The following is a 9,665-nucleotide window of genomic DNA, read 5'->3' as shown; positions in this document are numbered from 1 at the left end:
AGGCAGGAGTTGCCAGGCTATGTCGTTGTGAAGGACGTACAGGATGCCCTGCAGACACAGCCGGTCCGATGCTGGCCGCGGCCCTGGCGCCTTCTCCGGCCAGGGCGGCAGCAGCGGCTCGATCAGCGGCCCACAAGCCGTCGTCCACGTCCCACGGCCGAGCACTCACACATCACGAACGGTCGAATCATCACACCGGTCACGCCCGACCAGGAGACCTCAACAAGATCCCGTTACGAGCTCTAAGGCGCTGTAAGCCGTTGCAAGGGTAGTTCAGCACAGAGAAGCAGAGAGTCAGCTATCGAAAGGTGAGGAATGTCGTAGGATTTGTCAGCGCGGGGCCCTTGCGTTTGGAGTCACCGGCACAGGCTTCGCGTTCCATGGGAAAGTGGGACACCATCGGCTTCTTGGTGAGACTGTCGTGGGTGCTGGCCCCGGAGAGCCCAACGCGAGGCCCGGCGGCATCGGACAGGATGTGTTCCCACGATAAATGGCATCTAACAAACAATCGAGAACTTCATTCTAATCGTTTCGACGTCTCGGCAGATTTGGGTGTCGCCTTACCGGAGAGGGCGATATCTGCAATTTTGTCGACTAAATACTCGTCTGGATTATTGAAGGGCTGCACCTGAACTCCCTGCCCTACGCGAACGCACTGCCCTTACGTGTCAAAGTCTCCGCAGCCAATGTCCACGACAGCCTCGGGCTGAAGCCGATGGTGTCCTACTTCCGCATAGAAAACGAACTCCACAGCGGCACTACAAGCCTGAGCGTCTCTATCGCCGACAAACTTATGAAATGACCCGACCTGCGGCAATTACTGCACATCAGCGTCCGTACTGCGCACAAAAGCCTCAGCTCACGCGAACGGCTAGACCTCCGAAGGTGGGTGATCGAGCGCACCGTCTCCTGGCTGACCGGCTACCGGCGTTCTGCCACCCCGCTACAGGCGTCATCCCCGCAACTATCTCGACTTTCTCGAACTCGCCGCAGCTCTCTGCTGCTACAAACTCCTCCTCAAACTAACCCATGTAGGACACAGTATTAAGGACTGTGTGAGGTTGTGATCAACCGGGTGTTTGCAAGAGGTCGTTGATCCAGATCATCGAGGCGCGGAGGTGAAGGCCTGCGAGGTAGCTTTCGGGCGTCTTGTCGTACCGAGTCGCGATGCCGCGCCAGGCCTTCAGCTTATTGATCAGACGCTCGACGGTGTTCCGTTCCTTGTAGAGACCGGCGTCGTGGCTGACGGGCCGACCGCCCCGACTGCTCTTCTTCTTCCGGTTGGCGGCCTGGTCCTTCTTCTCCGGGATGACCGCCTTGATGTTGCGTTTGCGCAGGTAGGAGCGGTTGGCGCGGGAGGAATAGGCCTTGTCAGCGGCGACCGCGCCGGGCCGGGTGCGGGGACGACCGACGGGCAGACGGACCCGCACCTTCTCCAGGACGGGGACGAACTGCGGGCTGTCGGCGGCCTGTCCCGCAGTCAGCACGAGTGACAACGGACGGCACCTGCAGTCCGCAGCGAGATGAACCTTGCTGGTGAGCCCGCCCCGGGACCTGCCGAGCAGGGCTTCCTTCAGACGGAGCCTGCGCCGTCGCCGGATGCGTCGCCGCTCTTCCTGCCCGGTGTCGATTCCGCCGTCCTGCCCATTCTGTTCCTGCGGGCCGCCCCTTTTTGCCGGGCCTTCTCCTGCTCGGCGGCGGCTTCCTCCAAGGCCTCCAGGACCTCCTTGTCCATGCACATCCCGGCGGCATCGTGGTGAGCGCGGACAGTGGTGGAGCCCACGCTCACCAGGGACAGGTCCGTATTCCTCTGATGGGCCGCCCCGGCGATCACGCCCTCCAGCAGCGCGGTGAAGACGCCCGCATCCCTCCAGGTCCGGAAACGGCCGTAGACCGTCGGCCAGGGACCGAACTCACAGGGCATCTCCCGCCACTGAGCAGCAGACCGGAACCGCCAGATCACCCCCTCGAACTGCTCCCGCAGCCGCCCGGGATACGGGCCGTACTCGCCTATCGGCAGGAACGGCTCGATGAAATTCCACTGCTCGTCGGTGAGTTGCCTGCGCGTCACACCAGCGTCTTACCAGGTCCCGATCCCGCACGAGGGCGGAACTCAAGATTGATCACAATCTCACACAGTCCCTAGTCGCCCTTGCGTTCGCCGAGGACGACCTCGGTCGTGGCCTGCTTGCCGTCGCGGGTGTACGTGAGGGTGACCTTGTCGCCCGGGCGGTGTGTCCAGATCTCGCTGATCAGCGTGGGGCCGCTGTCGATGGCCGTGCCGTCCAGCTTGGTGATCACGTCGCCCGGCTTCAGGCCGGCCTTGTCGGCGGGCCCGCCCGGGGTGACGGCCGCCGCGTTGTTCTCGCCCGCGGAGGAGATCTTGGCGCCGCTGCCGGAGTCCCGCATGTTCACCGTGGCGGCGATGACGGGATAGGTCGGCACCCGGTCCTTGATCAGCTGGTCGGCGACGTTCTTCGCCTGGTTGATCGGGATCGCGAAGCCGAGGCCGATGCTGCCGGCCTGCTGCTGGCCGCCGCCGAAGCCGCCGCCGTTGCCGGCGGACTGGATGGCGGAGTTGATGCCGATGACCGCGCCCTGGGCGTTGAGCAGCGGGCCGCCGGAGTTGCCGGGGTTGATCGAGGCGTCCGTCTGGAGGGCGCTCATGTACGAGGCGTTGCCGCCACCGCCACCGCCGTCGCTGGAGGCGACCGGGCGCTTCTTGGCGCTGACGATGCCCGTGGTGACCGTGCCGGAGAGGCCGAAGGGCGCGCCGATGGCGATCGTGGCGTCGCCGACGGCGGTCTTGTCGGAGTTGCCGAGCGGGAGGGGGCTGAGGGTGGCGCCGGAGGCGTCCTTCAGCTTCAGGACGGCGACGTCGTAGCCCTGGGCGCGGCCGACGACCTCCGCGGCGTACTGCTTGCCGTTGGAGAACGTGGCCGTGAGCTTGCCGCCGCCCTGGGCGGCGGAGGCGACGACGTGATTGTTGGTGAGGATGTGGCCCTGCTTGTCGTAGACGAAGCCGGTGCCCGTGCCGCCCTCGCCGCCGCCGCTCTGCGCCTCGATGGTGACGACGCTCGGCAGCGCCTTGTTCGCGATGTCCGCCACGGAGCCCGGGCTGCGGCTCTCGACCTTGGGGTCGCCGGAGGCCGAGACGGTCGTGGAGGAGCCGCTGTCGCCGCGGTTGGCCGCCCAGAAGCCGACGCCGCCGCCGACGCCGCCCGCGACGAGCGCCGCCACCAGGACGGCCGCGACGAGACCGCCCGCGCGCTTGCGCGGCGCCGGGACGGGGACCTCACACATCCCTTCCAAGCGCATGCTAGGCAGGTTCTCTCTCTGACACATAAGACCATATTCTGCGTGATCGCTGATCGTCGGCTCTGTCTTGGCAAGTGGACAGTGGGACGCGATCGTCCAGTAAGGATTGGGGCGTCAGGAGCGTGCGTAGGGCCACAAGGGTCGAGAGTATCGATGACGAGGCGGTCTGCGCTGCTTTCGTCCAAAGTGTGCCCGGCGGGCTCTGCTGCTGCCAGTACTTCGGGGTGTCCAAGTCGACGGGTGCATCGTGAGTTCCCGATCTACTCGCGGACCGTTGCCTGAGGGCTGTTCCACAAGAAGGTGCTCGAACTCCCGAACCATCGCAGCTAGGAGTGCGGGTAAAGCTGGCATAGCACTCGCCTGGCCAGTGTGTCTGGGCCTCACTGTGCCAGCGGAGGCTGTGCGTTCAGAAGTCAAAAACCAGACCCCGCTCCCTCAGCAGCACGCACCGGTTTCCAAAAGATTCTTCATATTTCACACGCCGACCTTGCCAAACACCGTCAGCGGTTACCGTGACAGGGATATATTCTTTTGTGCAATCACGCTTTTCCCCAATTAAATCAACAAACGATCCTTCCGCTTTCTCTAGAAGTCTACAAGCATTCTCAGCAAATGGGTGAGAGCCAGTAATCTTTGGCAAGCAGGTTAGTGTCGCCGCACGCATGACGGGCACGTTCAGGTCGGCTCCTTCACCTAACGCGAGAGTGAAGACGAGATCGGAAGGAGGATACAAACTGGAAGATTCTGCCCAAACTTGCTTAGGATTTACACTTAGAGTAACCATGAAAAAAAATAACAAAATAACGCGAAATCTTGAATATGGCATTGAAACCACCCATACCGAATCGAAAATCCAATGCCTCTGCGTGCGGCATCCTCACAGCATCGCCCGATGCCTCAATAAAGCAGCCCCCTTCGCAATGCGCGAATTCTTCACCTCGCTTAACATGTCCACAGATCTATCACATGAACACCTATCCTTTTCGCGATCTGGGCTAATTTAAGATATTTACGCGACCCTCCACAGGCGCTGTTCCTCTCCGCAAGTATCTGCCCGATTTGTCATTTGAGACTGAGCCCGACGTAAAAGGAACTAACAGAGTTCTTGAATGTGGCGGTAGGTGATCACATAGCGGGCCAGTTTCAAGAAGGTTTCGTAGACATCGTCTCGGATCATCCAGCAGATCCGTAAATTCCTGGAAGCTGGGGATCTAAGCCCTCGTTTCGCTCGACCCCCCAGCGAACGGTTCCGGTCCCGAACCCATGAGGGGTGTCACGACGTGCGATGACCGGTTTGACGCAATCTTATAATCATGTTTCTCACCCTGCGGTGAACATCCCGATCGTTTTCATACGGATACGCGCGCGAAATTCACGCCGCTCGTCAGTCAGGCCCCGCCTTGTGGACACTTCACAGTTCCGGCATACCGCGAGAATCACCACGCGTCTTTCCATCGGGATCTCGGACCTTACTCAACCTCAATAATATCCCCCCTACGATTAACGCCAGAATTCCAATAAGCCTGCCTTTCGGACGAAGTCACTTGCTGCCCAGGGTTTCGATACTGGGCGACGATGGGGATCGTTTCATTGAAAAGCCGAGCGAGATCGGCCGGCTTTTCGCCGCCCTCCTCCCCCATCGACTCCCCATTGTATTTTAACCTAGGGTTTGAATAGCCGCGAACCTTCGGGCAGTCGGGGTTGCAATTTGTGTTGTATGCCATAATATCCCTCCATTTTCTACTAGAGGCAATGTAGCCTTTATTGTAGGGATATTTTTCATTACGGACCGGATCGGTTTCCCAATCGTGACTCGCGCCAAGATTATGACCCACTTCATGACTGAGCACATCCTCACCACCGGCAAGCCCTAGCCATTCCATCCCCAAGACGCTATAAGCCTGCTCCGAAGTGGCCTGCGGGTTCCCTATGTCAGGGTCGGGTCGATCCGCCCAACCCCCATTTCCCTCGTACAGCAAGCTCACCAAATCGGCGCTACTTCCGTTCCTCAGGTCCTGCACATACTGACTATTAAAATAGTTCCTAACTTCTACATAGTCCTCAAAAACTCTATTATCAAGCACAGAAAAATTATCCGCCTCGCGAATTAGCACGGACTCCACACGGCCGCATACCCCGCTATCCTTAAGTGCCGAATTCATCTCAAAGGCAGCCTGTTGTATTTTTTGCCCCACCCCATCTTCTTTATATTTTCTCCCAACCGTCGGGGTGTAAAGAAACATAATGTCAACCGTAGGGGCCTCCGGACACTCAATGATCGCCCTATTGGTTGCCTCATCCGGCCGATGTGCCGCTAGCAGCGTGCCCTGCGCCAGGGAGACTGAGCCCAGATACCCCTGGGATAGCAATACACCACCTAAGATCCCAGAAATCCAGCGCGTAATGAACTTCACTTCAACTCCTTAAGATTTCACGGAAATACACTAATAGGCGCATCTCGCGCCAAATGTCTGCTAAAAGTATTTAATCACTATTCTCACTGCAATCAGCGATAGCTCTATTTCAGTTCGATTGCAACGGCTGACAAGATGAGGTGGGTAGGGCCTGTTGATCGTGCCGTGCTTGGATACTCAGTTGGGCGCTGCTCTTTGTGTGGGGTATCGCCGTGGATCGTGTCGGATGAGTCCCTCACTCATGCCGGCTCCCTGCGGTACAAGTGGCGCTAGTGAGGAATGCGGTGAGGTCAGCTGCGGCCTCGGGGACGGCTGTGGTGAGCCGGGCCGCGAACGCCAGCTGGTCGACGCCGAGGTCCGGAACGAGGCCGGCGGCGGCCTCGCAGGGCCGGGTGCGCGTAGGTCCGCAGTGCGTGGTTAGGGCGTGCACGAGCTAGGAGTCGGCCGTCTTCGAAACGGTTCGAGGCCGACTGGTCCGCTTTGCGTAGCCATCAGACCTCAGCATGCAGCCGGACCAGTTCCTCATCCCGGCCCGTCCCCGCTGGCCGCCACGGCTGTGGTCACGGCCAGTGTTTGCCGGCCCGACGCACCCAGCTCCGCAGCGTCTAAGCCGTGCCTCTCCGATCATGTGATTCGTTGCTCTGGGCGTGTTGAGCAGGGGGGATCTGACGGATGACGAGTGGGCGGTGCTGGAGCCGTTGCTGCCGTTGAGCAACAACCGGTGCGGCCGGTGGCGGGATCACCGGCAGGTGATCAACGGGATCATTCACCGGCTCGGTATCAGCTGTCAGTGGCGTGAGCTGCCCGAGCGTTTTGGTCCGTGGCAGACAGTGCACAAGCGGCACCTGCTGTGGTCGGCCGACGAGACCTGGGAGCGGCTGCTCCAGCACGTCCAGGCCGCCGCCGATGCGGCAGGTGACATCGACTGGGACATCAACGTCGACTCCACCGCGGTCAGGGCCCACCAGCATGCCGCCGGGGCCCGCAAGGACCCGTCGTCGGCACCCGCCGTGTCGAAAGGGGCCTTGCAAGAAGTAGTTCGCCGGAGTCTGTTGGCGTTCCTGGAGGAGGCGGCCCGGCCGGTGAGGCCCTCGGCCGGTCCCGGGGCGGGCTGACCACCAAGGTCCCCTGACGGCAAGTGCCGTCCGCTGTCCCTGGTCGTCACTCCGGGCCAGCGGGCCGACTGCACCCAGTTCGAGCCGGTGCTGGACAGGGTCCGGGTACCCCGCACGGGGCCCGGCCGGCCGCGCCCGAGGGCGGACAGCGTTAGCGCCGACCGGGCCTACAGCAAGGGCGTCATACGCTCCTACCTGCGACGACGCGGCATCCGGCACGCGATCCCGGAGAAGAGCTTGCCCCCAATGAACTGCATCCCAAGATGCTCAGCATCAGGATGGAACGGCAGAATTTCGGTGCCGTCCCAGACCTGGTCCCACACCGGTCTCCCACTGGGCAATGTGACTGGCCGAGGATCACCGAAGCCGCGCACGCCCCGCATCGTGCCGAAATAATGATCGAAGGACCGGTTCTCCTGCATGAGGACGATGATGTGCTCCACATCCTCGATGGAACCGTTGCGCCGTGCCGCCGGGATGGACGCGGCACGGGCGACAGACACCGACAAGGCAGCCATCGCTGCGGACGCCCCCCGATCTGAAGAAATTTTCGACGGTTCAGACCAGTCATGCCCCATGGACCCCTTCCGTTTATCTTGAGACTTAGGACGTACAGCTGCCTACGGGTCTGTACGGTCAACGGTGGATCTTCGAATAGGAAGTGACACCTGATGACAGACGTGATCGTCTCGGCTGAGGCCGTCGAGGAATGAAGCCCGTCGGAGTCCCGGAGGCGCTGGATGACCAGTTGATCGGGCAGCTGGTGGACCGGGCGGAGGCCGGCGAGATCAAACTGACCGGCGAGGGTGGGCTGCTGCGGCAGCTGACGAAGAAGATCCTCGAGTCCGCCCTCGAGGGCGAGATCACCGACCACCTCGGGCACCAGAGACACGAGGCCGCCGACGGCAACACCCTCGACGGCACCCGCTCCAAGACCGTGGTGACCGAGGTCGGACCGGTCGAGATCGAGGTCCCCGGGACCGGGCGGGCTCAGCGGTCTTCCGCGCCAGTTCATGGTGATGTGGGAGAAGAGCCGGTGCTCGATCTTGTTCCACTTCACAGTGCCCGGTGCCCGGTGACAGGTGACAGGTGACATACAGTAAGGATCTTCAGCGTTGCTGTTTCAGGGTGAGCACTGCGTGGGTCATCGACGTGAGGCGGTTGGGGCTGATGCGGGCTCTGCGGAAGATCCGCCAGCACTTGAGACGGGCGAAGGCTCGCTCGACCGGTACTCGCAGCCGGGCATGTGCCTGGTTGACGGCTGCTTGTTTGATAGTCAGGTCGCGTCCGCGGTGCCGCTTGAAGGGCATGCGGAAGGTTCCGCCGGCCCCTTCGTACGCTTTGTCCGCCAGGACCGGGATCTTCAGCCATTCACAGGTGGTGACAATGTGGTGAGTCCGGGCGGCGGTGATGTCGACGGTTTGTCCGGACAGTGCGGGCGAGTACCAGAGGAGTCCGCCGGCGGGTCCGGTGACGGCCTGGATGTTCACTCCGTGCCGCCTGGCCTTGCCGGAGTAGTCCCCTTCGCGGTCTCCTACGCGGTCGCACTCGGCAACGGTGCCATCCACGAGCACGTGCTCTGCGGCGGGCCCGCCGCAGAGCACGAGTGAGAGACGGGGCCCGGCCGGCGAGAAGTGTGGTCACGCTGTGTACGTAGGCGTGGGGGTGCCCTCGCTGATCCGGAAGCCCGCGGCGAGCTTGGCGAGGGTGGGTGTGCTCGCGCAGGTAGACCAGCGCCACGATCGCGCGCGGGGAGGGCCACGGTTCGCACCTGCGGTCACCCTCGCGAGTGATGATCAGCATCGTGACCCACTCCACGAGCGCATACGGCAGGCCGAGTGCGCCAGGATACGTAACCAACGAGGCCCCTCGAATAGCGAGTTCAGACGTCAGACATCTCGATCAACAGCCCGAGGGCCTCGCCTGTTACGAGCCTGCCGCCATCACCCGATCAGTAGCCACTCTGAAGATCCTTAGTAATCTCCGCCCGGCCTTGGCCGCGAGGACGGCAAGCTCGGTCCTCCGGGCTCGGGTGCGGTATCCGTTGGATCCCCGCCGTCGGCAGTGATGAGCAGCCTGGTGGCCCGGGAGCACTCGTGCTGGCCGCAGGCCTGCCACAAGCGGCTGATGGAAGTGACCGCGAAGGCCGCAGTGTCGTGATCGGCACCGACGCTGACCCAGCTGGTGTTCGCGCTCACGTCGTAGATTCCGTACGGGATCGCCTCGCCGGCCCCTTGGTGGTCCAGAAAGTCATGCGTTTTAACCTTGGCCGGCTCACCGGCGGGCTGCCACTGGCCGACCGTTGTTCTTATAGTCGCCCACCAGTTCCTTCTTCTTGGTGTGGACACTGATCACCGGCTGCCCGGCCCCGGTGTGCCGCCTGGCCTACTCGTTGAGGTAACAGAACTGAGCGTCCCGGTCCGGGTACTGCTTGCCCTCGATGGCCTTGGCGGGTGAGCGCGACGGCGAGGTTGCGGGTCGACTTCGCCGTCCACCGCAACAGCGGCATCGGATCCCCGCGCTCGTCCGGCTCGACCAGGGCCAGCAGTGCCGACCGTAACCAAAGGCTTGCGGGCCTCCGCGGGGCCGGCGGACCCGAATCAGAGGCGCTTCGTCGGCCTCCGGCTCGTCCACACCCTTCCGAACCGTGGCCCCACCCTTTCCGACCGGCTGTGTCTGCAGGACGTCCGCTAGGGCCTGTGTGATGTTGTGATCAGCTGCTGGTTTCTGTCCTCTTCGCGGGGTGGAATCCGGTAGGAGTGGGGTGGTGACGCGCAGGCAACTCGCCAATGCCCAGTGGGAGTTCATCGAGCCGTAC

The 9,665-nt window shown here is 62.2% G+C and carries 4 protein-coding genes and 8 pseudogenes; 3 read left to right on the top strand and 9 right to left on the bottom strand.

Annotated elements, in window-relative coordinates; translation table 11 throughout:
* Positions 1–165, bottom strand: a 165-nt coding sequence (locus LUZ64_RS37965; RefSeq protein WP_143593243.1) for a transposase, incomplete at its 3' end; no start/stop codon positions are given.
* A 454-nt stretch (positions 166–619) separates the two neighbouring features.
* Here LUZ64_RS37965 and LUZ64_RS37960 point away from each other — a divergent pair.
* Positions 620–1,067: pseudogene (locus LUZ64_RS37960) on the top strand (IS5/IS1182 family transposase); the annotation flags it as partial.
* On the opposite strand, the pseudogene LUZ64_RS35990 reads toward LUZ64_RS37960, so the two are convergent.
* The 4 genes and pseudogenes from LUZ64_RS35990 to LUZ64_RS35975 form a co-directional block, all read right to left on the bottom strand.
* Positions 1,068–2,071: pseudogene (locus tag LUZ64_RS35990) on the bottom strand (IS5 family transposase).
* A 71-nt stretch (positions 2,072–2,142) separates the two neighbouring features.
* Positions 2,143–3,318, bottom strand: coding sequence for a S1C family serine protease (locus LUZ64_RS35985; RefSeq protein WP_232390634.1), 1,176 nt, complete (start codon positions 3,316–3,318; stop codon positions 2,143–2,145).
* A gap of 406 nt (positions 3,319–3,724) precedes the next feature.
* Positions 3,725–4,102 (bottom strand): SSI family serine proteinase inhibitor, encoded by a 378-nt coding sequence (locus tag LUZ64_RS35980; RefSeq protein ID WP_267897178.1) that lies wholly within the window; start codon positions 4,100–4,102, stop codon positions 3,725–3,727.
* 685 nt (positions 4,103–4,787) lie between these two features.
* Complete coding sequence (locus LUZ64_RS35975) at positions 4,788–5,732, bottom strand: M12 family metallo-peptidase (RefSeq protein WP_095581764.1); 945 nt, start codon at positions 5,730–5,732, stop codon at positions 4,788–4,790.
* A 641-nt stretch (positions 5,733–6,373) separates the two neighbouring features.
* On the opposite strand from LUZ64_RS35975, the pseudogene LUZ64_RS35970 reads away from it, so the two are divergent.
* Positions 6,374–7,081, top strand: a pseudogene (locus LUZ64_RS35970) (IS5 family transposase); the annotation flags it as partial.
* 5 nt (positions 7,082–7,086) lie between these two features.
* On the opposite strand, the pseudogene LUZ64_RS35965 reads toward LUZ64_RS35970, so the two are convergent.
* Positions 7,087–7,418, bottom strand: a pseudogene (locus LUZ64_RS35965) (alkaline phosphatase family protein); the annotation flags it as partial.
* A gap of 100 nt (positions 7,419–7,518) precedes the next feature.
* Here LUZ64_RS35965 and LUZ64_RS35960 point away from each other — a divergent pair.
* A pseudogene (locus LUZ64_RS35960) lies at positions 7,519–7,823 on the top strand (transposase); the annotation flags it as partial.
* A gap of 12 nt (positions 7,824–7,835) precedes the next feature.
* On the opposite strand, the pseudogene LUZ64_RS35955 reads toward LUZ64_RS35960, so the two are convergent.
* From LUZ64_RS35955 to LUZ64_RS35945, 3 pseudogenes are all read right to left on the bottom strand, one after another.
* Positions 7,836–7,928 (bottom strand): annotated as a pseudogene (locus tag LUZ64_RS35955) (ISAzo13-like element transposase-related protein); the annotation flags it as partial.
* A 28-nt stretch (positions 7,929–7,956) separates the two neighbouring features.
* Positions 7,957–8,707 (bottom strand): annotated as a pseudogene (locus LUZ64_RS35950) (transposase).
* A 126-nt stretch (positions 8,708–8,833) separates the two neighbouring features.
* A pseudogene (locus LUZ64_RS35945) lies at positions 8,834–9,511 on the bottom strand (ISAzo13-like element transposase-related protein); the annotation flags it as partial.
* Between the last annotated feature and the right edge of the window lie 154 nt (positions 9,512–9,665).

This window comes from Streptomyces albireticuli (assembly GCF_021228125.1).
GTDB classification, from domain to species: domain Bacteria; phylum Actinomycetota; class Actinomycetes; order Streptomycetales; family Streptomycetaceae; genus Streptomyces; species Streptomyces albireticuli.
Note: the sequence above shows the minus strand (reverse complement) of the source record. Positions and strands in the feature narration are given on the sequence as shown.